Genomic DNA, 22,264 nt, shown 5'->3' on the forward strand with positions numbered 1-22,264 from the left:
AACGCCCTATCGAAAAAAAAGGCCCCGCAATGCGAGGCCTTGTCTTATCAGCCAACAGCCTGGGCTCAGTGGAAGACGATTTCGTCGTTTTCCACAGTCGCCGTGACGCTGGTGCCCGGCATGAAGCTACCCGACAGAATCAACTGGGCCAGCGGGTTCTCGATCCAGCGCTGGATCGCACGTTTCAACGGCCGTGCCCCATACACCGGGTCGTAACCAACCGCGATCAATTTCTCCAACGCGTCACTGCCCAGCTCCAGCGACAGTTCGCGCTCAGCCAGACGACTGCGCAGACGCCCCAGCTGGATCTCGGTGATACCCGCGATCTGGTCACGTGCCAGAGGCTCAAAGATCACCACTTCGTCGACCCGGTTGATGAATTCCGGACGGAAGTGCGTGGTCAATGCATCCATTACAGCAGCGCGCTGGCCCTCACGATCACCTACCAGCTCCTGGATCTGCGCCGAGCCCAGGTTGGAGGTCATCACGATCACCGTGTTGCGGAAGTCCACGGTACGCCCGTGACTGTCCGTCAGGCGTCCATCTTCCAGCACTTGCAACAGGATGTTAAACACATCCGGATGCGCCTTCTCGACCTCATCCAGCAGGATCACCGAGTAAGGCTTACGCCGCACGGCTTCGGTCAGGTAACCGCCCTCCTCGTAGCCCACATAGCCTGGTGGGGCGCCAATCAAGCGAGCCACCGAGTGCTTCTCCATGAATTCGGACATATCGATGCGCACCATGGCTTCTTCGGTATCAAAGAGGAACTCGGCCAAGGCTTTGCATAGCTCGGTCTTACCCACGCCGGTCGGGCCGAGGAACATGAACGAACCACTTGGGCGATTCGGGTCGGACAACCCGGCACGGGAACGCCGCACTGCGTTGGACACCGCCACCACGGCCTCTTCCTGACCAATGACCCGCTGGTGCAACAGGCTTTCCATTTTCAACAATTTGTCGCGCTCGCCTTCGAGCATCTTCGACACCGGAATGCCGGTCCACTTGGAAACGACTTCGGCAATTTCTTCCTCGGTCACCTTGCTGCGCAGCAACTGGTTCTCGCTTTTACCGTGCTGATCGACCATCTGCAGGCTGCGCTCCAAGTCCGGGATCACCCCGTATTGCAACTCGGCCATGCGGTTCAGGTCGCCTTTACGACGCGCGGCTTCCAGTTCCTGGCGGGACTGCTCGATCTTTTGCTGGATCTGCGCAGAACCCTGCACTTCAGCTTTCTCCGAGGTCCAGATTTCCTCCAGGTCGGAATACTCGCGCTCCAGACGCACGATTTCTTCCTGAAGTTTTTCCAGACGTTTCTTCGCCGCTTCGTCTTCTTCTTTCTTAAGGGCCTGGGACTCGACTTTCAGTTGAATCAGCCGCCGATCCAGACGGTCGAGTACTTCCGGCTTGGAATCGATTTCCATGCGGATACGGCTGGCCGCTTCGTCGATCAAGTCGATGGCCTTGTCCGGCAACTGACGGTCAGTGATATAGCGATGGCTCAACTTGGCCGCCGCAATGATCGCGCCGTCGGTGATCGCCACCTTGTGGTGAACCTCGTAGCGCTCTTTCAAGCCACGCAGGATCGCGATGGTGTCTTCTTCGCTCGGCTCTTCCACCAGCACTTTCTGGAAGCGACGCTCAAGGGCGGCGTCTTTTTCGATGTACTGGCGATATTCGTTGAGCGTGGTAGCACCGACGCAGTGCAACTCACCCCGCGCCAAGGCAGGCTTGAGCATGTTGCCGGCATCCATGGAGCCCTCACCTTTACCGGCGCCGACCATGGTGTGCAGTTCGTCGATAAACAGAATGATCTGCCCTTCCTGCTTCGACAGTTCATTAAGCAGGGATTTGAGGCGTTCTTCGAACTCACCGCGAAACTTGGCACCTGCAATCAACGACCCCATGTCCAGGGACAGCAGGCGCTTGCCTTTCAGGCCGTCTGGCACTTCGCCATTAATAATGCGCTGAGCCAGGCCTTCGGCAATCGCGGTCTTACCCACACCAGGCTCACCGATCAGCACCGGGTTGTTCTTGGTGCGGCGTTGCAGCACCTGGATAGTGCGACGAATTTCATCGTCACGGCCGATCACCGGGTCAAGCTTGCCCTCTTCGGCACGCTTGGTCAGGTCGACAGTGTATTTATCCAGGGCCTGACGCGACTCCTCGTGGTTGGGGTCGTTTACCGCGTCACCGCCACGTAGGTTGTTGATGGCGTTTTCCAGGGCCTTCTTACTCACGCCCTGGCCCAGCAACAATTTGCCAAGCTTACTGTTCTCGTCCATCGCGGCGAGCAACACCAGCTCACTGGAAATGAACTGGTCGCCTTTCTGCTGGGCCAGACGGTCTGCCTGATTGAGCAGACGCGCCAAGTCCTGGGACATATTCACGTCGCCGGTCGGGTTTTGGATTTTCGGCAGTTGGTCGAGCTCTTTGCTCAACTCCTTGCGCAGGCTGTTGACGTCAAAGCCCACCTGCATCAGCAAGGGCTTGATAGAACCACCTTGCTGTTCCATAAGTGCATGCATCAGGTGCGCAGGCTCAATGGCCGGATGGTCAAGGCCCACCGCCAAGGATTGGGAGTCTGATAAGGCCAACTGCAATTTGCTGGTTAAACGATCAATACGCATTAGTCACCTTCCTTTTGAGCAGGCCGGAGCTATAAAACATCCTGAATGAAGAAACCTGCCAGATACCCCTATAGATGCGGTCGATTCTGGGAGATTCAAGCTACGGGTAGTTGACGCAGATCAGAAGAGTCTAGCGCTCGAGCCAGATAAGGGAGGCAAACCGACCGGTGCGCGAACTGCGGCGGAAAGAAAAGAAGCGTGGATCGGTCACCGTGCAGAAACCGCCACCGTAAACAGCCGTGACATCGCGCGCGACAAGGCGCAGACGGGCCAACTGATAGATGTCGGCCATGAACTTGCCGGGAGTGCGGCTGGGCACAAAGGCTTTGGCGGTAATCGGCAGTTGCTGCATGAAGGCTTCACGCACTTCAGGGCCGACTTCGAAGGCCTGTGGGCCAATGGCCGGGCCGAGCCAGACCAACACGTCAGCGGGTTCGGCGTCCAGGCTGTCGAGAGCAGCTTCCAACACGCCTGCCGCCAACCCGCGCCAACCGGCATGGGCAGCCGCCACACGGGTGCCGGCGCGGTTGCAGAACAAAGCGGGCAGGCAATCAGCAGTCATTGCGGTACAGGCAATGCCTGGAGTGCTTGTCCAACTGCCATCGGCTTCGGCAGTCTGGCCAGGATCGGCCTCGACCACCTTGATACCGTGGACTTGGCGCAGCCAAGCCGGCTGTATAACGAATGCATCGGTAAGCCGACGGCGATTTTCCAGGACGGCGTCCAGGCTGTCCTCGACATGATCGCCCAGATTGAGGCTGTCGAACGGCGCCAGACTGACGCCGCCCGCACGAGTGGTGACGCAGGCCTTCACCTGAGCCGGCGCAGGCCAGTCAGGAATCAGCCAGTCACTCATCCGATAAATGCCTCGCGATCCTGCTTGAGCAGCGACAACAACCAGACCAGATCGTCCGGAAGAGGCGATTCCCAGCTCATCCGCTTACCGCTCGTCGGATGATCCAACTCCAGGAAGCGTGCATGCAGTGCCTGGCGCGGGAAGGATTTAAGCGATTCAACCATTGTCACACTGGCCGCCGGCGGAATACGGAAGCGACCGCCGTAGGCCGGATCTCCGACCAACGGGAAGTTGATGTGCGCCATGTGCACGCGAATCTGGTGCGTGCGGCCGGTTTCCAGCTTGACCCGCACATGCGTGTGGGAGCGGAAACGCTCAAGTACACGGTAATGACTGACAGCTTGCTTGCCGCCCTCCATCACCGCCATACGCTGGCGCTGTTGGCCGTGACGACCGATCGGGGCGTTGATCTTGCCACCTGCCACCACCACGCCGATCACGATGCACTCGTAGATTCGGCTGACGCTGCGGCTTTGCAATTGTGTGACCAACTGCGTCTGCGCCTGAATGGTCTTGGCCACCACCATCAAGCCGGTGGTGTCCTTGTCCAGACGGTGCACGATGCCGCAGCGCGGGACATTGATGATGTCCGGCACGTGGTGCAACAAGGCATTGAGCAAAGTGCCGTCAGCGTGCCCGGCAGCCGGATGAACCACCAGGCCTGCGGGTTTGTTGATGACCAGGATGTCGTCATCTTCATAGACGATGTCCAGCTCAATGTCCTGGGCGACCCATTCTCCCTGGGCTTCCTGCTCGGCAGTCAGCTCAAGAATCGCACCACCATGGACGGTGTCTCGCGGGCGGATAACCGCTCCATCCACAGTCAGGCGGCCGTCTTTGATCCAGGCGGAAAGGCGCGAGCGCGAGTGCTCAGCGAATAATTGTGCGGCGACTTGATCGAGGCGTTGGCCGCCCAATTCGGACGGCACCTCTGCGCGAAGTTCAATTTTATCGGACATGCTCAGACTAGGCGTGGCACAGCCTTTGGTTTCGGCTGCGCGCTTGTGGTTAAATACGGCGTCTTTTGCCCCGAGGCTTTCAACGGGGCGCTCATCATAACAGGACGGCCCCGCCCAAGACAGCGGCCGTCATAGGGACGCAAGCCGCCATGCAAGTGAAACACCTGCTGCTGATCGCCATCCTCGCCATGACTGCTGCTTGCTCGTCAACAAAGGAAGTCGTCGACGAAAACCTGAGCGAAGTCGAGTTGTACCAACAGGCTCAGAAAGACTTGGACAATAATAGCTACACCAGCGCCACAGCGAAGCTGAAGGCACTGGAGTCGCGTTATCCGTTCGGGCGCTACGCCGACCAGGCTCAGCTCGAGCTGATCTACGCCAACTACAAGAACGCCGAGCCAGAAGCTGCCAAGTCCGCCGCCGAGCGTTTTATCCGCCTGCATCCGCAGCACCCGAACGTCGACTACGCCTACTACATGAAGGGCCTGACCTCGTTCGACCAGGACGTTGGCCTGCTGGCGCGCTTCCTGCCGCTGGACATGACCAAGCGTGACCCGGGCGCTGCCCGCGACTCCTACAACGAGTTCGCGCAGCTGACCAGCCGCTATCCCAACAGCCGCTACGCGCCGGACGCCAAGCAGCGCATGATCTACTTGCGCAACCTGCTGGCCTCCTACGAGATCCACGTGGCTCACTACTACCTGACCCGTCAGGCCTATGTAGCTGCCGCCAACCGTGGCCGTTATGTTGTCGAGAACTTCCAGGAAACCCCTTCCGTGGGTGACGGCTTGGCGGTGATGACCGAGGCTTACCAACGTCTGCACCTGGACGAACTGGCCAGCACCAGCCTGGAAACCCTGAAGCTCAACTACCCGGATCACCCGAGCCTGAAAGATGGCCAGTTGGTGCCTCAGGTTGCCGAAGCCGACAACCGTTCGTGGCTGAGCAAGTACACTCTGGGCCTGATTGAGTCCCGTCCACCGCTGCCGCCGGGCGAAACCCGCGCCAACCAGGACGTGATCAAGCAGTACCAGGACGCCAAGGACGCTATCCCTTCGGACCTCAAGCCGCATGACGAGAACGGCGACGTGATCGAAGAGGAAGAGCCACAGGCCCTGGGCAACAACCAGGACCGCTCATGGTTCAGCTACATGACCTTTGGTGTGTTTGACTGATTGCACCCTGCGTCATCAAGAAGGAGCCTTTCGAGGCTCCTTTTTTGTGAGCGGTATTATTGCGCTGTGCGCCTGGCACGTCCTTGGCTAAACTGGCGCATTCTTTGTCGAGAAACTGCCCATCATGCTTCGTCTACTGTTCTGGATTGCCGTCATTGCCGCTGCAGTATGGTTCTGGCGCAAATTCAAAAGTCCGGCCGCCAAACAGCAACGCGCCAGTGAGCCCGACGCCGCCTTGATGGTGCGCTGCGCCCACTGCGGCGTGCACCTGCCGCAGGATCGCGCCTTGAGCTCGCGCCAGGAGTGGTATTGCACCCAGGCGCATCTTGAGCAGGGGCCGACGTCTATCCAGCGCTGATCCGCCCCTCAGGCGCATAAGGCGCCGGGTCGATGATCGGCGTACGCGCCAGCAGCAAGTCAGCAAACAATTGGCAGGACGCCGGCGCAAGCACCAGGCCGTTGCGGTAATGCCCGCAGTTGAGCCACAACCCGTTGAAGCCCGGCACGCGGCCGATGTAAGGGATACCTTCCGGCGAACCTGGGCGCAATCCGGCCCAGTGCCCAACAACCTCGGCGTCCGCCAAGGCAGGAATCAACTCAACCGCTGACGCCTTGAGGCTTTCCAGCGCTGTTTCAGTGGGGGTCTTGTCGAAGCCTTCATGCTCCAGCGTACTGCCGATCAGGATGTGCCCGTCACGCCGAGGGATCGCATATCGCCCCTTGGCCAGGACCATGCTCGACAGGAAGTCCGATGCGCATTTGTACAGGATCATCTGGCCTTTGACCGGTTCCACCGGTAGCGCCAAGCCCAGCGTGCCCAGCAACTCACCGCTCCAGGCGCCCGCCGCAAGGACGACCTGATCACCGAAGATCGGGCCATCGGCCGTCTTCACGCCCACCACATTGCCAGCGTCCAGGACAAACCCGGTTACTTCACACTGTTCATGAAGGGTCACACCGGGCAACGCCAGCAGTGCAGCCTTGAGGGATTTGACCAGGCGCGGGTTGCGCACATTGGCGACGTTGGCCATGTAGATCGCCTGGGAGTACCCGCTGCCCAGCACCGGAACGGCATCATGGGCGGCTGATACATCCACTTTGCTCAATGGCCGGCCTTCACGTGCAGCCCAAGCCAAGGCTTCGGCTTCGTCGTCCAGGTCCAGCCAGTACAGCCCAGTGGTGTGCACCTCAGGGTCGACACCCGTCGCAGCAAACAAACGCTCTGCCAACTGTGGATAAAAATCCTGGGACCAATGCGCCAGCGCGGTGACTGCCGGGCTATAGCGCCACGGATACAGCGGCGAAACAATCCCGCCGCCCGCCCAGGAAGACTCCTGCCCCAACCCCGCACGCTCCAGCAGCACCACCGCTTGCCCTTGGGTCGCCAGGTTGAACGCCGTCAACAAGCCGATGACCCCGCCACCGACTATCACTACCTGCTGTTGCTCTGCCATCATTTGATCCAGCCGATAAATAGGAACAAGCGCACCCGGCGCCCAATCATCCAGCACCCTCATTATTGCCCCCAGCACAGCTTGCGCGACATGTCCGGCGCCGCGCCCGGATTGGACCGCGCAGCGGTGCTGGTCAGGCTGAAGTCGCCGCAAGGGTCGCCGACCATTATCGAGTCGACAGCAGGCGTAGCCACTAACTGGAAATCCTGAGGGTTCAATGCAGCGCTGATTCTATAGCGATCATTGCCCGCACTGACGCCGTTCGCGTCAATAAAAGTGCCGTTCCTCGTATAAAAGCGCTCCAGGTGTTGAGCTTGCTCGGTCAACAACGCGACGATTTCAGCGCGATACACCCTTTTCATATGGCCGGTGTATCCGGGATAAGCGATCCCAGCGAGAACCGCGATGAGCGCCACAGCGATCAGTAACTCGATCAGGGTGAAACCCTGGCTATCCATGCCCATTACATTGCTCCTTATTGAAGTTGCCGCCATGCCACACGCCGAAAACGCGAGCCACCCTCCTCGTCCACCCGTACGTAGACGCTCTCCAGCACCGTGCGCAACTGGCCGCTCAGCCCCGCAGCTGTCACTCGATACACCGCAGCGCGGGTTTGCGGCGGTAAATGGACCACCCCTACTGCGGGGCCCAGGAATTGAATGCCGTATACACCGCCCTTAAGCGCAACCCAGGTGACGCCAGAAACGGGGTCCACTCCCGCTCCGACCACTGACAATGCTGCTTGCGGCGGCGCACAGGCAACCATCGACGGGCACAACGGCAGCGCCGCGAATGACCGCTGTATGGCCTGTTCACCGCGCCTCAAGCCACTCTCGGCACTTTGCAGCGACTGATTGCGCTGCCAGAGACTACCGGCGATCTTTTGCTGGGTGACTGCGCCTTGCATCGACGACAAACCGATCAGCGACACCAGCAACAGGAACACCAGGCTGGTCAGCAGAACCATGCCCGCCTGGCGCAAACGAATACCCTCCGTGAGCATCATGGTGGCTTACCCCAGACGGTTTCGCAGCGCCGCCACGACGCTGTAGGTTTGATCTTTAACCCGTTCGGCCGGATCTCGCAGCGTCATCAGGATGCGAACACTGCGTATCAGGGATACATCGGCGGGACTCGAGTCGTAGCGCACTACCTCCGTTGATGCGGCTTTGGCCACCACGCCAAAGCTGATATCAAAAGCCTGTACATTATCCACCAGCACTGTCTTGGCGGGCGCCGCAGGCGTGCTGACCTTTAATTGGCCTGCTTCGAAGATGTACGTGAGCTGGCGCAGTGCAAAACGGATCTGTCCGGGTGCAGGCACAGGGGAATTTCCGGCATACGCTTGGGCGCTGCCTGTGCAGTCAGACAGCACCGTCCAATCGGGTTTGCCACTCTCATTGCCGACATCCGCGGTCACCAGCGTCAGCGACTTTGCACCCGCCCCGGCACTCCAACTGACAGGCCGATCAAAGGCCGGAGGAGCGTTGTCGATAAACTCCGTGGCCAAACAGCCAAACATGCCCACCTGACGGATATCCTGGGTCATCTTGCCCAGCAAGAACCGTGCATCATCCTGCAGCATCATGGCGGCCTGCTGGCTGTCGTGGGTGGTCCTGGAACTGATCGCCACCTGGCTGACCCCTAGCACGAGCACCAAGCCCATCGCCAAAGCCAACAGCAATTCCACCAAGCTGAAACCTCGAGTGCGACGCCTCATTGCGTCACCCCCGGCTTATCACTGACGCGACTGGTCAGAATGAATGTTTCCCGAGCACCCGGGCTGTTAGCGCCTCTGCTGTCATCCCAACTGATACTGACAGTGGCTTCGTTTGCACTGATCGACACCGCGCCCTTCGCGCTATCCCCAGCGAAGCCGAGAATATTAGCCTCGAAATCATGCAGGTCCTGGTCGCGCACGCTGGCGGTAGCGCTGCTCGCCGGGGCATGCTCGGACCGATCCCATGCGTAGTCGGCAGCGGAATTGGCGCGGATTCGGTCGAGCATGTCGTAGGCAATGAAACTGGCCTGGCTGGTCATCCTGGAACTGTCGGTGTATTTCAGCGCATTGAGCTGGATCACCGCCGCACCCAACAGCCCGATGGTGAGAATCAGCACCGCAACCAACACCTCGATCAGCGTCATGCCGAGCTGATGCCGCGCTAAGGCGTGGGAAAAACGGGTGTTTGGGCAGGCAAGCATTACCGTCGTCATCCGTGTCGAAGGCCGGAAAAAAGCAGCTGAAATCTGCTGTACGGCCCAAGACTAGCGTCGGTTTTTCTCCCGCGCTGCTCCAGGAACAAAGCGAAATACTTTGGACATAAAGGCCACCATCCAGCACCACAGCACGGGCGCTATACCTATGGCTGTACTCAAATCCATGGAGGGATGGCATATGCGACAACGAGGTTTCACCCTGATTGAACTGCTACTCGGACTGATCGTGAGCAGCATCCTGGCTAACCTGGCAGTGCCCAGTTTCAAGAGCCTGCTGGAGTCACAGCAAAGACATAGCGCGGCACAGTCCTTAGCGGGAGGGCTGCGCTACGCACGCACCGAAGCCGTCGCACGCAACCGAGCGGTGGTCATTCACGCGCTGAACGACGACTGGAGCCGGGGTTGGCGGGTGATCGTGGATGAGAGCGGACGCGGCCACTTGGACGATAAAAACCCGGTACTGCTGGAGCGCCAGGACAGCGGGAAGGTACCGATCGTCGGCAATGGCCCGCTCAAGAACCAGGTGCGCTTCAGCAGGCTGGGCGAGCCAATATTTTCAGGGGGAGGATTTCGTGCAGGTACTGTGCATGTGTGCGACTCGGAGAAGCCACAGAGCCTGTATCAGGTCGTACTGGCGCCCAGCGGGCGCATCAGCCTGCGCAGCGACCGCGCCGAGCAGGCATTGTGCCGGAGCTACTCCGGCACCCGGGTAATCAGAGCAGCGAGCGAACCCGCAGCTCCTTGGGCATGGAGAACGTGATGTTTTCTTCGCGCCCCGCCAGTTCGTCCGCACCGGTGGCCCCCCACGCATGCAACTGCTGGATAACGCCGCGCACCAGCACTTCCGGGGCCGAAGCGCCCGCCGTGATACCAATGCGCTCGACGCCATCGAACCAGCTGCGCTGCATGTCTTCGGCGCCGTCGATCAGGTACGCAGGGGTTGCCATGCGCTCAGCCAGCTCACGCAGGCGGTTGGAGTTGGAGCTATTAGGGCTGCCGACCACCAGGACCACGTCACATTCATTGGCCAGTTGCTTGACCGCGTCCTGCCGGTTTTGGGTGGCGTAGCAGATGTCGTCCTTGCGCGGCCCGCCGATGGCCGGGAAGCGACTGCGCAGCGCGTCGATAACACGGCTGGTGTCGTCCATGGACAAAGTGGTCTGGGTCACGAACGCCAGGCGTTCAGGGTTTTGCACCTGAAGATTGGCAACATCCTTTTCGTCTTCGACCAGGTAGATAGCCCCGCCATTGCTGGCATCGTACTGGCCCATGGTGCCTTCAACTTCCGGGTGGCCGGCATGGCCGATCAGGATGCACTCTCGACCGTCACGGCTGTAGCGCGCGACTTCGATGTGCACCTTGGTGACCAACGGGCAGGTGGCATCGAAGACTTTCAGGCCACGGCCTGCCGCTTCGGTACGCACGGCCTGGGAAACACCGTGGGCGCTGAAGATGACGATTACGTCGTCCGGCACCTGGTCCAGCTCTTCGACAAAGATGGCACCGCGCGCGCGCAGGTCCTCGACCACGAATTTGTTGTGGACGACTTCATGGCGCACGTAAATCGGCGGCCCGAAGACTTCCAGGGCGCGATTGACGATTTCGATCGCCCGGTCCACACCCGCGCAGAAGCCACGGGGGTTGGCGAGTTTGATTTGCATGCTGTGCCTCGTGTCTTGCAGCCACTTAGGGTCAAGTTTGACGCTAACTCAACTGACAATGAAGATCAAAGGTGGGAGCGGGCTTGCTCGCGAAAGCGGTGGGTCAGTGGACATATGCATAACTGACAGAGCGCATTCGCGAGCAAGTCGAAACGTCGCACCGCCCCTCCCACAGTTTTAACCGCGTCCTCGGTCAGAGCGCTTTAACGTCGATGATTTCAACGTCAAAGGTCAAGGTTTTACCGGCCAGCGGGTGGTTGAAGTCGATGGTCACTTGCGCGTCATCGAAGGTTTTCACCACGCCGGGCAGCTCGGTATTCGCCGCATCGTTGAAGATCACCAGCAGGCCTTCCGACAGGTCCATGTCCTGGAACTGCGAACGCGGGATGATTTGCACGTTTTGCGGGTTAGGCTGGCCAAAGGCGTTTTCCGGCAGGATCTGCAGGGTACGCTTGTCACCCGCCTTGAAGCCGAACAGGGCCGCTTCGAAACCCGGCAGCAGGTTGCCGTCGCCCACCTTGAAGGTAGCCGGGGCTTTGTCGAACGTGCTGTCGACCGTGTCGCCATTCTCCAGGCGCAGTGCGAAATGCAAGGTGACTTCCGTGTTCTGGCCGATGCGTTGCTCAGCCAATACCTGATCAGTCATTGACGGTCTCTCCGGTTTTCTTACTTTTGAACATGTCCAACGCCAGCATGATTGCACCGACGGTGATGGCACTGTCGGCAAAATTAAACGCTGGGAAGTACCAACGGTTCTGCCAATGCACCAAGATGAAGTCAATCACATGGCCCAGGGCAATGCGATCGAACAGGTTGCCTAGCGCGCCACCCAACACCAGAGCCAAGGCGATCGCCAACCAGGTGTCATCGCGCCCAAGACGCTTGAGCCACACTACCAGCACCGCACTGACCACCACCGCGATCATGGCGAACAGCCAGCGCTGCCAGCCGCCTCCTTCAGCGAGGAAGCTGAAGGCCGCGCCGGTGTTGTAGGCCAGGGTCCAGCTGAAGTAATCCGGGATGACTACGATCTGCTGGAACATTTCCAGAGTGCCCTCGAAATGAGCCTTGCTGATCTGGTCAATGACCAGCACCAGCAAGCTCAATACGAGCCAGCCCAGACGTCCGAAACGACCGGCATTAGGCATAGTGGCGAACCTCACCAGCACCGCTGATGTTGTCGACACAACGACCGCAGATTTCCGGATGCTCCGGGTTCACGCCGACGTCTTCACGGCAGTGCCAGCAACGGGCGCACTTGGCGAAGGCCGACTTGACCACTTTGAGCTTGAGGCCCGGAACTTCGGTGGCAACCGCGTCTGCCGGAGCCTGGGCAAACGGTGCCAGGCTCGCGGTGGAGGTGATCAGCACGAAGCGCAGTTCGTTGCTCAGCTTGGCCAGGTCGGCGGTCAGGCCTTCCTCGGCAAACAGCGTGACTTCGGCTTGCAGGTTGCCACCGACAGCCTTGGCCGCACGTTGCACTTCCAGCTCCTTGTTCACCGCAACCTTGATGGCCATTACACCTTCCCAATACTCGCGGCCCAGTTCGAAGTCGGCCGGCAGTTCGGTCAGGCCTTCGTACCAGGTGTTGAGCATCACGGACTCGTTACGCTCGCCCGGCAGGTATTCCCACAGTTCGTCGGCGGTGAACGCCAGGATCGGCGCGATCCAGCGCACCAGCGCTTCGCTGATGTGATACAGCGCAGTCTGCGCCGAGCGGCGTGCCTTGCTGTTGGCGCCAGTGGTGTACTGGCGATCCTTGATGATGTCGAGGTAGAAACCACCCAGCTCCTGCACGCAGAAGTTGTGGATCTTCGAATAGACGTTCCAGAAGCGGTATTCGCCGTAGCTCTCCTGCAACTCACGCTGCAGCAACAGGGTACGGTCCACAGCCCAACGGTCCAGGGCGAGCATGTCCTCGGCCGGCAGGATGTCGGTGGCCGGGTTGAAACCGGTCAGGTTCGACAGCAGGAAGCGTGCGGTATTTCGGATACGGCGGTAGGCATCGGCGCTACGAGCCAGGATCTGATCCGACACGGCGATCTCGCCCGAATAGTCGGTCGACGCTACCCACAGACGCATAATGTCGGCGCCCAGGGTCTCGTTGATCTTTTTCGGCTCGATCACGTTCTTCAACGACTTGGACATCTTGCGGCCCGTCTCGTCGACGGTGAAGCCGTGCGTCAGCAGTTCGCGGTACGGCGCGTGGTCATCGATGGCGCAACCGGTCAGAAGCGACGAGTGGAACCAGCCACGGTGTTGGTCCGAACCTTCCAGGTACAAGTCGGCACGCGGACCAGTCTCGTGGCCCATGGGGTGTGAGCCGCGCAGGACGTGCCAATGGGTGGTACCGGAGTCGAACCACACGTCGAGGGTGTCGCTGATCTTGTCGTACTGCGGCGCTTCATCACCCAGCAGTTCGGCGGCGTCCATCTTGAACCAGGCTTCGATGCCTTCCTGTTCAACGCGCTGGGCGACGATTTCCATCAGTTCAACGGTACGTGGGTGCAGCTCGCCGCTTTCCTTGTTCAGGAAGAACGGGATCGGCACGCCCCAGTTACGCTGGCGGGAGATGCACCAGTCCGGACGATTGGCGATCATCGAGTGCAGGCGCGCCTGGCCCCAGGCCGGGACGAACTTGGTTTCTTCGATAGCCTTGATCGCGCGGTTACGCAGGGTGTCGCCGCGGGTCGGCTCTTTGTCCATGCCGATGAACCACTGCGCGGTGGCGCGGTAGATCAGCGGAGTCTTGTGGCGCCAGCAATGCATGTAGCTGTGCTGGATGGTGGCGGTTTGCATCAGCGCACCGACTTCACGCAGCTTTTCGATGATCGGCTGGTCGGCCTTGAAGATGAACTGGCCGCCGAAGAACTCCAGCGACGGCACGTAGACGCCGTTGCTCTGCACCGGGTTGATAATGTCGTCGTTGACCAGGCCGTACTTCTTGCAGATCACGAAGTCGTCCACGCCGTAGGCCGGCGAGCAGTGAACAACGCCAGTACCCGAACCCAGTTCGACGTAGTCAGCCAGGTACACCGGCGACAGGCGGTCATAGAATGGGTGACGGAAGTTGATCAGTTCCAGCGCAGAGCCGGTGGTGGTGGCGATCACCGAACCTTGCAGCTCGTAACGCGCCAGGCAAGCCTCGACCATTTCTTCAGCGAGCACGAGCAGGCGGTCACCGACGTCTACCAAGGCGTAGGTGAATTCCGGGTGCACGTTCAGCGCCTGGTTGGCCGGAATGGTCCACGGGGTGGTGGTCCAGATCACGATGGCAGCCGGTTTGCTCAGGCTTGCCAGGCCGAAAGCCTGGGCCAACTTGGCGTCTTCGGCGATCGGGAAGGCCACGTCGATGGTCGAGGACTTCTTGTCTTCGTACTCGACTTCCGCCTCAGCCAGGGCCGAACCACAGTCGAAGCACCAGTTCACAGGCTTGAGGCCCTTGAACACGAAACCACCTTTGACGATTTCGGCCAAGGCGCGGATTTCACCGGCCTCGTTCTTGAAGTTCATGGTCTTGTACGGGTTGTCCCACTCGCCCAACACACCCAGGCGGATGAATTCGGACTTCTGCCCTTCGATCTGCTCGGTGGCGTAGGCACGGCAGAGTTCACGGGTTTTATCCGCGCCCAGGTTCTTGCCGTAGGTCACTTCGACTTTGTGTTCGATCGGCAGGCCGTGGCAGTCCCATCCCGGGACGTACGGCGCGTCGAAGCCCGACAGGGTTTTCGAGCGCAGGATCATGTCTTTGAGAATTTTATTGAGCGCATGACCGATGTGAATCGTGCCATTGGCATAAGGAGGGCCGTCGTGCAGGACGAACTTCGGACGATCCTTGCCAATTTCGCGCAACTTTCCGTACAGGCCAATACTGTCCCAGCGCTGCAGGATCTGCGGTTCGCGCTGTGGCAGGCCGGCCTTCATTGGGAAGGCGGTGTCCGGAAGGTTTAGCGTGGCTTTATAGTCGGTCATTTAAGGCTCTTCGGTTAGCGATGGGCGCTAGGTGCGGCTAGTGCACGGGCGGCGGCGACATCCGCATTGATCGCCGTTTTCAACGCCTCAAGGGAGGCGAAACGCTGCTCTTCACGCAGCTTCTGGTGGAAAACCACCGTCAAACGCCGGTCATACAGATCACCGGCAAAATCCAAAAGGTGAACTTCCAGGTGGGCCTTGCCATCACCTGCAACCGTGGGCCTGACGCCTATGTTGGCGACTCCCGGCCACGCTTGGCCGTCGATGTCGACGCTCACCAGATACACCCCGGTCAGCGGCACACGACGACGTTTGAGTTGCACGTTGGCGGTTGGCGTGCCCAATTGGCGCGCCAGCTTCTGGCCGTGCAGGACCCGACCGGCAATGCGGAACGGGCGACCGAGCAAACGCTCGGCCAAAGCGAAGTCGGCAGCGGCCAGGGCGTTACGCACCTGGGTACTGCTCACGCGCAGGCCATCCAGTTCGACGGTTTGCGCGGCTTCGACGGTAAACCCCTGGTTGGCGCCGGCCTGTTGCAGGAAATCGAAATCCCCGACGCGGTCGCAACCAAAGCGGAAGTCGTCACCGACCTCCAAATGCTGCACGCCCAGGCCATCGACCAGGATGCGTTCGACAAACTCGGCGGCGCTCAGGCTTTGCAAGCGCTGGTTGAAAGCCAGGCAAAGGACGCGGTCCACACCTTCTTCAGCCAGCAATTGCAGCTTGTCCCGCAAGCGGGCAAGACGCGCCGGCGCTGTCTCGGGGGTAAAGTATTCACGCGGCTGCGGCTCAAAAATCACCACGCAGCTGGGCACGCCCAACTCGACTGCACGCTCGCGCAGCCGGGCCAGAATAGCCTGGTGACCACGGTGAACACCGTCAAAGTTGCCAATAGTGGCGACGCAGCCCCGATGTCCAGGGCGCAGGTTGTGAAGACCTCGAACCAGCTGCATAACGCGCTTCTTGCTCATAAAGTGGTCGATTATAACCACACCCGGCCCCGGACGACAGGCAACAGCACAGGCCAAATGGATCGAATCGATAAAACAACCGTTTTATTGCGGCAAACTCTCTAGCTCAGTGACTTGCGATTGAAATCTCGCAGGCGGAAGCCTTGCAGCAGCAACATCCCGAAGTACACCACCACGCCGGCGACTACCAGCACGCCAAGGCGCATAAAGCGTTGCAGCATCTGGCCCTCGTCCCATGCGGGCATATAGTGCATCAAGCCCAGCAGCACGGCCGACATCACCGCCACCGCTACCAGCAATTTGAGGGCAAACAGGCCCCAACCGGGCTGCGGCAGAAACATTTGCTGCTTGCGCAGCTGGTAAAACAACAGCCCGGCATTGATGCACGCACCGACACTGATCGCCAGCGCCAGGCCGGCATGGGCCAGCGGGCCGATAAATACCAGGTTGAGCAGTTGCGTGACGATCAGCGTGAAAATCGCGATTTTCACCGGTGTACGAATGTTTTGCTGGGCGTAGAAGCCTGGGGCCAGCACCTTGATCACGATAATGCCGAGCAACCCTACGGAATAGGCGACCAGTGCGTACTGCGTCATCAATGCATCGTGGGCATCGAATTGGCCGTATTGAAACAGCGACACGGTCAGCGGCTCCGCCAGAATCCCCAGGGCCAGGGCACATGGCAGTACCAACACGAAGCACAGGCGCAGGCCCCAGTCGAGGATGCGCGAGTATTCCTGGCGGTCCTTGCTGGCATAGGTGCGCGCCAGGGTCGGCAGCAAAATCGTGCCCAGCGCCACGCCGAGCACGCCGGACGGCAATTCCATCAAGCGATCGGCGTAGTACATCCACGACACCGAGCCGGACACCAGCAGCGAAGCGAACGCCGTGTTGATAATCAGGGAAATCTGGCTGACTGAGACGCCGAGGATCGCCGGCAGCATATTGCGCATCACGCGCCAGACGCCTGTGTCCTTGAGGTTCAGGCGCGGCAACACGAGCATGCCGATCTTTTTCAGGTGGGGCAGTTGGTAGAGCAATTGCGCCAAGCCGCCGGCCAGCACTGCCCAGCCCAGCGCCATCACAGGAGGATCGAAGTACGGCGTGAGAAACAGCGCGAAGATGATCATGCTGACGTTCAGCAGGGTCGGCACGAAGGCCGGCACCGAGAAGCGGTTCCAGGTATTGAGGATCGCCCCGGCCAGCGATGAAAGGGAGATCAGCAATATATAAGGAAAGGTCACGCGCAGCAGGTCAGTGGTCAGCGCGAATTTTTCCGGCGTATTGGCGAAACCCGGGGCCGTGGCCCAGATGACCCAGGGAGCAGCAAGCATGCCGAGCACGGTCACCAGCATCAGCACCAAGGTCAACAGGCCCGAGACATAGGCAATAAAGGTGCGCGTCGCTTCCTCGCCCTGCTGGGTCTTGTATTCCGCCAGGATGGGCACGAACGCCTGGGAAAACGCGCCTTCGGCGAAGATCCGCCGCAACAGGTTGGGCAATTTGAAAGCAATAAAGAAGGCATCCGTGGCCATGCTGGCGCCAAAAATGCGCGCCAGCAGGGTGTCACGCACAAACCCCAAAACCCGGGAGATCATTGTGATAGAGCTGACGGCGGCCAGCGATTTGAGCAGATTCATTGAAAGAGTTTGCGCCTATAGATAAACAGCAGGCGAAAGAAGCGCCCACTTATGCGATACTGCGCGCCTGCAACAGCACAGAGCCAAAGCTCGCGAGTTTACAGGTCAAGCGCCGGAAATAAATCACCCGCCTCTTCAGATCGACCACTCAGCAGTTCGCATCAGCCGCTCTTGACAACACATCAAGTCATCGGCATGATTCGCGGCCTATTTTGTTTGCTATTTCCTAAAAAGTCTTTCGAGGAGCTCGACGGTGGCCAACACACCTTCCGCCAAAAAACGTGCAAAACAGGCTGAGAAGCGTCGCAGCCACAACGCCAGCCTGCGTTCCATGGTTCGTACCTACATCAAGAATGTAGTTAAAGCCATCGACACCAAAGACGCTGAAAAAGCCCAAGCTGCTTACGTTCTGGCTGTGCCAGTTATCGACCGTATGGCCGATAAAGGCATCATCCACAAGAACAAGGCCGCTCGTCATAAGAGCCGCCTGAATGGCCACATCAAGGCTCTGAGCGTTCCTGCTGCAGCCTAAGTGGTAACAACTGCAACGCAACCCAGGTTGTGAAACAGTTAAGAAATGCCCCGTACCGAAAGGTCCGGGGCATTTTTGTGTGTGCCCCAAAATTACCACTGCCTCCTGTGTGAGCGGGCTTGTCGAATCGTCGCACCGCCCGCTCACTACAAAAGCCCGGCAACCCGACTGAACGCTTTCAGACAGGCAAAAAAACGCCCCGAACCAGTCGGGGCGTTTTTGCTAGCAACTGATCAATGCATCAATCAGTGGTGATGACCGCCTTCACCGTGGACGTGGCCGTGAGCCACTTCTTCCTCGGAAGCGTCGCGGATGGCAACGATCTTCACTTGGAAGTTCAGGCGCTGGCCAGCCAGAGGGTGGTTGCCGTCGACGGTAACGTCGTCGCCGTCCAGGTCACGGATGGTGACGATCTGCATTTGGCCGTCCGGAGCGGAGGCGTGGAACTGCATGCCTACTTCCAGTTCGTCAACGCCTTCGAACATGCTGCGGCTCAGCGTGCTGACCAACTCGGCCGAGTATTCGCCGTAGGCATCTTCAGGTTCTACGGCGACGGTCAGCTCATCACCGACGCTCTTGCCTTCCAGCGCCTTTTCCAGGCCTGGGATAATGTTACCTGCGCCTTGCAGGTAGACCAGCGGCGCGCCGCCGGCGGAGCTGTCGATGACCTCACCAGCGTCGTTGGTCAGGGTATAGTCGATGGAGACAGCCTTGTTAGCGGCGATCGTCATGGGGCGAGACCTTTTGCATAAGAATGAAGAACGGACAAGTCTAAACAAGGATTTGCCCGAAAGCGAACAGAACCCGGACGGACGGGGTCAGACAAGCCACTCGGCGATCACCGGCTTTCATCAGGATGAAGACCGGCACTGGGTTGCCGAGCTGTCCTGCGGCCACACTCAGCACCTGCGCCACCAGCCGCCCTGGCAGTCGCGCGCCTGGGTGCTTGACCCCGCGCAACGTATTGAAAAAATAGGCCAGCCCTTTGCCTGCGGCTGGTGTGCGCAAGTGCACGAATAACGATAACCTTGGCATCTGATTCGCGGTAGACGCTCAGCCATAGAGCGCCACCCAAGCCATGCAACTCCAGAGAATTCGCATGCAAACTTTTTTTATCGCGCCCACCGATTTTGGTGTGGGTCTGACCTCCATCAGCCTTGGGCTGGTGCGTACCCTTGAGCGAGCCGGGCTGAAAGTCGGCTTTTTCAAACCGATTGCTCAACCACACCCGGGCGACACTGGCCCTGAACGCTCCACCGAACTGATAGCGCGCACCCACGGCCTCAAGCCGCCACAACCCCTGGGCCTGGCCCATGTCGAGCGGATGCTTGGCGACGGCCAGCTCGACGAGTTGCTGGAAGAAATCATCACGCTGTACCAACAGGCCGCAGTGGGAAAGGACGTGCTGATCGTCGAAGGCATGGTGCCGACCCGCAGCGCCAGCTATGCAGCGCGGGTCAACCTGCACCTGGCGAAGAGCCTGGATGCGGAAGTGATCCTGGTCTCGGCTCCGGAAAACGAAGTGCTCACCGAACTCTCCGGCCGCGTGGAATTGCAGGCCCAACTGTTCGGCGGCCCGAAAGACCCGAAAGTACTCGGCGTGATCCTTAACAAGGTGCGCACCGACGAAAGCATGGAAGCCTTCTCCGCGCGCCTCAAGGAACATTCGCCCCTGTTGCGCAGCGGTGATTTCCGCCTGCTGGGCTGCATCCCCTACCAGCCCGAACTCAACGCCCCACGTACCCGCGACGTGGCCGACCTGATGGGCGCGCAGACCCTAAACGCCGGCGACTACGAAACCCGCCGCATGACCAAGATCATCATCTGCGCCCGCACCATGCGAAATACCGTGGAATTGCTCAAGCCCGGCGTGCTGGTGGTAACCCCCGGCGACCGCGACGACATCATCCTCGCCGTCAGCCTGGCCGCGATCAACGGCGTGCCGCTGGCAGGCCTGTTGCTCACCAGCGACACCCTGCCCGACCCGCGCATCATGGATTTATGCCGAGGCGCATTCCAGGCCGGCCTGCCGGTGCTGTCGGTGAGCACCGGTTCCTACGACACTGCCAACCAGCTCAACAGCCTCAATAAAGAAATTCCCATCGATGACCGCGAGCGCGCGGAAATCATCACCGATTTCGTCGCCAGTCACCTCGATGCGCGCTGGCTGCACCAGCGTTGCGGCACGCCGCGGGAGATGCGCCTGTCGCCGGCGGTGTTCCGCTACCAGCTGATCCAGCGTGCCCAGGCCGCCAACAAGCGCATTGTGTTGCCGGAAGGCAGCGAACCGCTGACCGTACAAGCCGCCGCCATCTGCCAGGCACGCGGCATTGCTCGCTGCGTGTTGCTGGCCAAGCCGGCGGATGTGGAAGCGGTCGCCCGCGCCCAAGGCATCGAATTGCCCGAAGGGCTGGAGGTTCTCGACCCGGACCTGATCCGCCAGCGCTATGTGGAACCGATGGTCGCGCTGCGCAAGAGCAAGAGCCTCAACGCGCCGATGGCCGAGCAGCAACTGGAAGACACCGTGGTGATTGCAACCATGATGCTCGCGCTGGATGAAGTGGACGGGTTGGTTTCCGGCGTTATCCACTCCACCGCCAATACCATCCGCCCTGCCCTGCAGTTGATCAAGACCGCACCGGGTTGCACGCTGGTGTCGTCGGTGTTTTTCATGCTGTTCCCTGAGCAGGTGCTGGTGTACGGCGACTGTGTGATGAACCCGCACCCGAGCGCCGCCGAACTGGCGGAGATCGCCCTGCAAAGCGCTGACTCGGCCGCTGCCTTCGGCATCACGCCGCGCGTGGCGATGATCAGCTATTCCAGCGGCGACTCGGCCAGCGGCGAGGAAGTAGAGAAAGTCCGCGAAGCCACCCTGCTCGCCCATGAACAGCAAAGCTCACTGCTGATCGACGGCCCGCTGCAATACGATGCCGCGGCCAACGAAGCCGTGGCACGCCAACTGGCCCCCGACAGCCTGGTTGCCGGCAAGGCCACGGTGTTCGTGTTCCCCGACCTGAACACCGGCAACACCACCCACAAAGCGGTACAACGCAGCGCCGATTGCGTGAGCCTGGGGCCGATGCTCCAAGGCCTGCGCAAACCGGTCAACGACCTGCCGCGTGGCGCCCAGGTGGACGACATTGTGTACACGATCGCGCTCACCGCGATCCAAGCCGCCAACCGACCTATGGATATCTAAATGCTGGGTTTTCTACCTGCCGCCGTGCGCGGGGTGATCGCATCGCTGTTGCTGGCGCTGAACACGATCCTGCTGTGCTCGTTCTTGTTTATCGTCGCACTGTTCAAGGCGCTGCCGTTTGCCAAGGGTTTCAGCGAATGGCTGATGAACCACACGCATGAGGCCTGGGTCACCAACAACAAGGGCTGGATGAACCTGGTCCGGCGCACGCGCTGGCACCTTAAAGGCCTGGAGGGCCTGGATTACCAGCACTCCTACCTGGTGACCAGCAATCACCAGAGCTGGGTCGACATCATGGTGCTGCAATATGCGCTGAACCGTCGGATCCGCCCGCTGAAGTTCTTCCTCAAGCAGGAGCTGATCTGGGTGCCGGTCATCGGCCTGGCATGGTGGGCGCTGGGCTTCCCGTTCATGAAGCGCTACACCAAGGCTTATCTGGAAAAACACCCGGAGAAAAAAGGCAAGGACCTGGAAACTACGCGCAAGACTTGTGCGAAGTTTCGCGACAACCCGGTGGGAATTTTCAACTTTGCCGAAGGCACGCGGTTTACCCCCGGCAAGCATGCACAGCAGAACTCGCCGTTTCGCTATTTGCTCAAGCCCAAAGCCGGTGGTATCGCGTTTGTGCTGGACGCGATGGGTGAGCAGCTGAAGTCATTGGTCAACGTGACCATTCACTACCCTGCCGGGCGCCCTGGGTATTGGGATTTGCTGTGCGGGAACGTTAAGGACGTGGTGGTGCAGTTTGAAGAGGTGCAGATCCCGGCTGAGTTCATTGGAAAGAATTATGAGCAGGATGGGGAGTATCGGCTGGCGTTCCAGGGGTGGATCAATCGGTTGTGGGAAGAGAAGGATCAATTGCTGGAGAAACTGCACACAGAATTCCCAGGCAAACACTGATCAAAATGGGGGAGCGGGCTTGAGAATGTAAAAAGCCCGCCACCGATGACTCGGTGGCGGGCTTTTTCTTGCCGCTTGAAACTAGCAGCTTGTCACTG

22 protein-coding genes are annotated in these 22,264 nt (G+C 59.9%); 7 read left to right on the plus strand and 15 right to left on the minus strand.

All coding sequences use genetic code 11. The features are described 5' to 3' along the window. Positions 1–65 precede the first annotated feature (65 nt). From clpB to rluD, 3 genes are all read right to left on the minus strand, one after another. Positions 66–2,630, minus strand: coding sequence for an ATP-dependent chaperone ClpB (clpB, locus tag AACY36_RS22730; RefSeq protein ID WP_339427180.1), 2,565 nt, complete (start codon positions 2,628–2,630; stop codon positions 66–68). Positions 2,631–2,760: 130 nt separating this feature from the next. Continuing rightward, complete coding sequence (pgeF, locus tag AACY36_RS22735) at positions 2,761–3,486, minus strand: peptidoglycan editing factor PgeF (protein ID WP_339427181.1); 726 nt, start codon at positions 3,484–3,486, stop codon at positions 2,761–2,763. After that, positions 3,483–4,445, minus strand: a complete 963-nt coding sequence (gene rluD / locus AACY36_RS22740) for a 23S rRNA pseudouridine(1911/1915/1917) synthase RluD (RefSeq protein WP_049710064.1) — start codon at positions 4,443–4,445, stop codon at positions 3,483–3,485. Before rluD ends, pgeF begins: the two co-directional genes overlap by 4 nt. A gap of 149 nt (positions 4,446–4,594) precedes the next feature. Here rluD and AACY36_RS22745 point away from each other — a divergent pair, with 149 nt between their 5' ends. Beyond that, positions 4,595–5,620 (plus strand): outer membrane protein assembly factor BamD, encoded by a 1,026-nt coding sequence (locus AACY36_RS22745; protein WP_339419516.1) that lies wholly within the window; start codon positions 4,595–4,597, stop codon positions 5,618–5,620. Positions 5,621–5,744: 124 nt separating this feature from the next. Then, positions 5,745–5,978 carry a PP0621 family protein gene (locus AACY36_RS22750; protein ID WP_339419518.1) on the plus strand — a complete coding sequence of 78 codons (234 nt, stop codon included), beginning with the start codon at positions 5,745–5,747 and terminating at the stop codon, positions 5,976–5,978. Here AACY36_RS22750 and thiO read toward each other — a convergent pair. The 5 genes from thiO to pilV form a co-directional block, all read right to left on the minus strand. After that, positions 5,965–7,074: a glycine oxidase ThiO gene (thiO, locus tag AACY36_RS22755; RefSeq protein ID WP_339427182.1), complete on the minus strand. Its 1,110-nt coding sequence runs from the start codon at positions 7,072–7,074 to the stop codon at positions 5,965–5,967. The two genes, AACY36_RS22750 and thiO, sit on opposite strands and share 14 nt — an antisense overlap. A gap of 62 nt (positions 7,075–7,136) precedes the next feature. Then, positions 7,137–7,538 carry a type IV pilin protein gene (locus AACY36_RS22760; RefSeq protein ID WP_339419521.1) on the minus strand — a complete coding sequence of 134 codons (402 nt, stop codon included), beginning with the start codon at positions 7,536–7,538 and terminating at the stop codon, positions 7,137–7,139. An 11-nt stretch (positions 7,539–7,549) separates the two neighbouring features. Further along, on the minus strand, positions 7,550–8,080 hold the full coding sequence (locus AACY36_RS22765) for a pilus assembly PilX family protein (protein ID WP_339427183.1): 531 nt from the start codon (positions 8,078–8,080) through the stop codon (positions 7,550–7,552). 6 nt (positions 8,081–8,086) lie between these two features. Next, the gene (locus tag AACY36_RS22770) at positions 8,087–8,794 is read right to left on the minus strand and encodes a PilW family protein (protein ID WP_339427184.1); all 708 of its coding nucleotides are present in this window, start codon (positions 8,792–8,794) and stop codon (positions 8,087–8,089) included. Further along, positions 8,791–9,276, minus strand: a complete 486-nt coding sequence (gene pilV, locus AACY36_RS22775; protein ID WP_339419527.1) for a type IV pilus modification protein PilV — start codon at positions 9,274–9,276, stop codon at positions 8,791–8,793. Before pilV ends, AACY36_RS22770 begins: the two co-directional genes overlap by 4 nt. A gap of 193 nt (positions 9,277–9,469) precedes the next feature. Between pilV and AACY36_RS22780 the strand changes: the two genes are divergently transcribed. After that, a complete protein-coding gene (locus tag AACY36_RS22780) occupies positions 9,470–10,051 on the plus strand; it encodes a GspH/FimT family pseudopilin (RefSeq protein ID WP_339419530.1) in 582 nt (193 codons plus the stop codon). On the opposite strand, the gene ispH is transcribed toward AACY36_RS22780, so the two are convergent. The 6 genes from ispH to murJ form a co-directional block, all read right to left on the minus strand. Continuing rightward, positions 10,005–10,952 (minus strand): 4-hydroxy-3-methylbut-2-enyl diphosphate reductase, encoded by a 948-nt coding sequence (gene ispH / locus AACY36_RS22785; protein ID WP_049710073.1) that lies wholly within the window; start codon positions 10,950–10,952, stop codon positions 10,005–10,007. The genes AACY36_RS22780 and ispH overlap by 47 nt on opposite strands. Before the next feature lie 193 nt (positions 10,953–11,145). Next, entirely contained in the window at positions 11,146–11,583 is a 438-nt protein-coding gene (fkpB, locus tag AACY36_RS22790; protein ID WP_010213263.1) for an FKBP-type peptidyl-prolyl cis-trans isomerase, read from the minus strand. Between the two features lie 7 nt (positions 11,584–11,590). Further along, a complete protein-coding gene (gene lspA / locus AACY36_RS22795; RefSeq protein ID WP_339419532.1) occupies positions 11,591–12,100 on the minus strand; it encodes a signal peptidase II in 510 nt (169 codons plus the stop codon). Next, positions 12,093–14,924: an isoleucine--tRNA ligase gene (ileS, locus tag AACY36_RS22800; RefSeq protein ID WP_339419534.1), complete on the minus strand. Its 2,832-nt coding sequence runs from the start codon at positions 14,922–14,924 to the stop codon at positions 12,093–12,095. Before ileS ends, lspA begins: the two co-directional genes overlap by 8 nt. 14 nt (positions 14,925–14,938) lie before the next feature. Continuing rightward, positions 14,939–15,877 (minus strand): bifunctional riboflavin kinase/FAD synthetase, encoded by a 939-nt coding sequence (gene ribF, locus AACY36_RS22805; protein WP_339427185.1) that lies wholly within the window; start codon positions 15,875–15,877, stop codon positions 14,939–14,941. Positions 15,878–15,996: 119 nt separating this feature from the next. Then, the gene (gene murJ, locus AACY36_RS22810) at positions 15,997–17,535 is read right to left on the minus strand and encodes a murein biosynthesis integral membrane protein MurJ (RefSeq protein WP_339427186.1); all 1,539 of its coding nucleotides are present in this window, start codon (positions 17,533–17,535) and stop codon (positions 15,997–15,999) included. 253 nt (positions 17,536–17,788) lie between these two features. Here murJ and rpsT point away from each other — a divergent pair, with 253 nt between their 5' ends. Further along, on the plus strand, positions 17,789–18,067 hold the full coding sequence (gene rpsT, locus AACY36_RS22815) for a 30S ribosomal protein S20 (protein WP_003188401.1): 279 nt from the start codon (positions 17,789–17,791) through the stop codon (positions 18,065–18,067). A 245-nt stretch (positions 18,068–18,312) separates the two neighbouring features. Here rpsT and AACY36_RS22820 read toward each other — a convergent pair whose 3' ends face one another. Beyond that, positions 18,313–18,798 (minus strand): FKBP-type peptidyl-prolyl cis-trans isomerase, encoded by a 486-nt coding sequence (locus tag AACY36_RS22820; RefSeq protein WP_058412780.1) that lies wholly within the window; start codon positions 18,796–18,798, stop codon positions 18,313–18,315. Between AACY36_RS22820 and AACY36_RS22825 the strand changes: the two genes are divergently transcribed. The 3 genes from AACY36_RS22825 to AACY36_RS22835 all read left to right on the plus strand — a co-directional run bounded on the left by AACY36_RS22825 (position 18,797) and on the right by AACY36_RS22835 (position 22,166). Next, positions 18,797–19,087 (plus strand): DUF3565 domain-containing protein, encoded by a 291-nt coding sequence (locus tag AACY36_RS22825; protein ID WP_339419699.1) that lies wholly within the window; start codon positions 18,797–18,799, stop codon positions 19,085–19,087. The genes AACY36_RS22820 and AACY36_RS22825 overlap by 2 nt on opposite strands. A gap of 79 nt (positions 19,088–19,166) precedes the next feature. Continuing rightward, positions 19,167–21,266: a phosphate acetyltransferase gene (pta, locus tag AACY36_RS22830; RefSeq protein WP_339427187.1), complete on the plus strand. Its 2,100-nt coding sequence runs from the start codon at positions 19,167–19,169 to the stop codon at positions 21,264–21,266. Beyond that, entirely contained in the window at positions 21,267–22,166 is a 900-nt protein-coding gene (locus tag AACY36_RS22835; RefSeq protein WP_339419549.1) for an acyltransferase, read from the plus strand. It begins immediately after the preceding gene. Positions 22,167–22,264: the final 98 nt, after the last annotated feature.

The organism is Pseudomonas sp. EA_15y_Pfl1_P101 (genome assembly GCF_963970835.1).
Taxonomy (GTDB): Bacteria; Pseudomonadota; Gammaproteobacteria; order Pseudomonadales; family Pseudomonadaceae; genus Aquipseudomonas; species Aquipseudomonas tritici.

Bases quoted from the DNA above. Each gene is read 5' to 3' on its own strand.
- clpB (WP_339427180.1), bottom strand. From the start codon at position 2,630: ATGCGTATTGATCGTTTAACCAGCAAATTGCAGTTGGCCTTATCAGAC.
- pgeF (WP_339427181.1), bottom strand. From the start codon at position 3,486: ATGAGTGACTGGCTGATTCCTGACTGGCCTGCGCCGGCTCAGGTGAAG.
- rluD (WP_049710064.1), bottom strand. From the start codon at position 4,445: ATGTCCGATAAAATTGAACTTCGCGCAGAGGTGCCGTCCGAATTGGGC.
- AACY36_RS22745 (WP_339419516.1), top strand. From the start codon at position 4,595: ATGCAAGTGAAACACCTGCTGCTGATCGCCATCCTCGCCATGACTGCT.
- AACY36_RS22750 (WP_339419518.1), top strand. From the start codon at position 5,745: ATGCTTCGTCTACTGTTCTGGATTGCCGTCATTGCCGCTGCAGTATGG.
- thiO (WP_339427182.1), bottom strand. From the start codon at position 7,074: ATGGCAGAGCAACAGCAGGTAGTGATAGTCGGTGGCGGGGTCATCGGC.
- AACY36_RS22760 (WP_339419521.1), bottom strand. From the start codon at position 7,538: ATGGGCATGGATAGCCAGGGTTTCACCCTGATCGAGTTACTGATCGCT.
- AACY36_RS22765 (WP_339427183.1), bottom strand. From the start codon at position 8,080: ATGATGCTCACGGAGGGTATTCGTTTGCGCCAGGCGGGCATGGTTCTG.
- AACY36_RS22770 (WP_339427184.1), bottom strand. From the start codon at position 8,794: ATGAGGCGTCGCACTCGAGGTTTCAGCTTGGTGGAATTGCTGTTGGCT.
- pilV (WP_339419527.1), bottom strand. From the start codon at position 9,276: ATGCTTGCCTGCCCAAACACCCGTTTTTCCCACGCCTTAGCGCGGCAT.
- AACY36_RS22780 (WP_339419530.1), top strand. From the start codon at position 9,470: ATGCGACAACGAGGTTTCACCCTGATTGAACTGCTACTCGGACTGATC.
- ispH (WP_049710073.1), bottom strand. From the start codon at position 10,952: ATGCAAATCAAACTCGCCAACCCCCGTGGCTTCTGCGCGGGTGTGGAC.
- lspA (WP_339419532.1), bottom strand. From the start codon at position 12,100: ATGCCTAATGCCGGTCGTTTCGGACGTCTGGGCTGGCTCGTATTGAGC.
- ileS (WP_339419534.1), bottom strand. From the start codon at position 14,924: ATGACCGACTATAAAGCCACGCTAAACCTTCCGGACACCGCCTTCCCA.
- ribF (WP_339427185.1), bottom strand. From the start codon at position 15,877: ATGCAGCTGGTTCGAGGTCTTCACAACCTGCGCCCTGGACATCGGGGC.
- murJ (WP_339427186.1), bottom strand. From the start codon at position 17,535: ATGAATCTGCTCAAATCGCTGGCCGCCGTCAGCTCTATCACAATGATC.
- AACY36_RS22825 (WP_339419699.1), top strand. From the start codon at position 18,797: ATGGGGCGAGACCTTTTGCATAAGAATGAAGAACGGACAAGTCTAAAC.
- AACY36_RS22820 (WP_058412780.1), bottom strand. From the start codon at position 18,798: ATGACGATCGCCGCTAACAAGGCTGTCTCCATCGACTATACCCTGACC.
- pta (WP_339427187.1), top strand. From the start codon at position 19,167: ATGCAAACTTTTTTTATCGCGCCCACCGATTTTGGTGTGGGTCTGACC.
- AACY36_RS22835 (WP_339419549.1), top strand. From the start codon at position 21,267: ATGCTGGGTTTTCTACCTGCCGCCGTGCGCGGGGTGATCGCATCGCTG.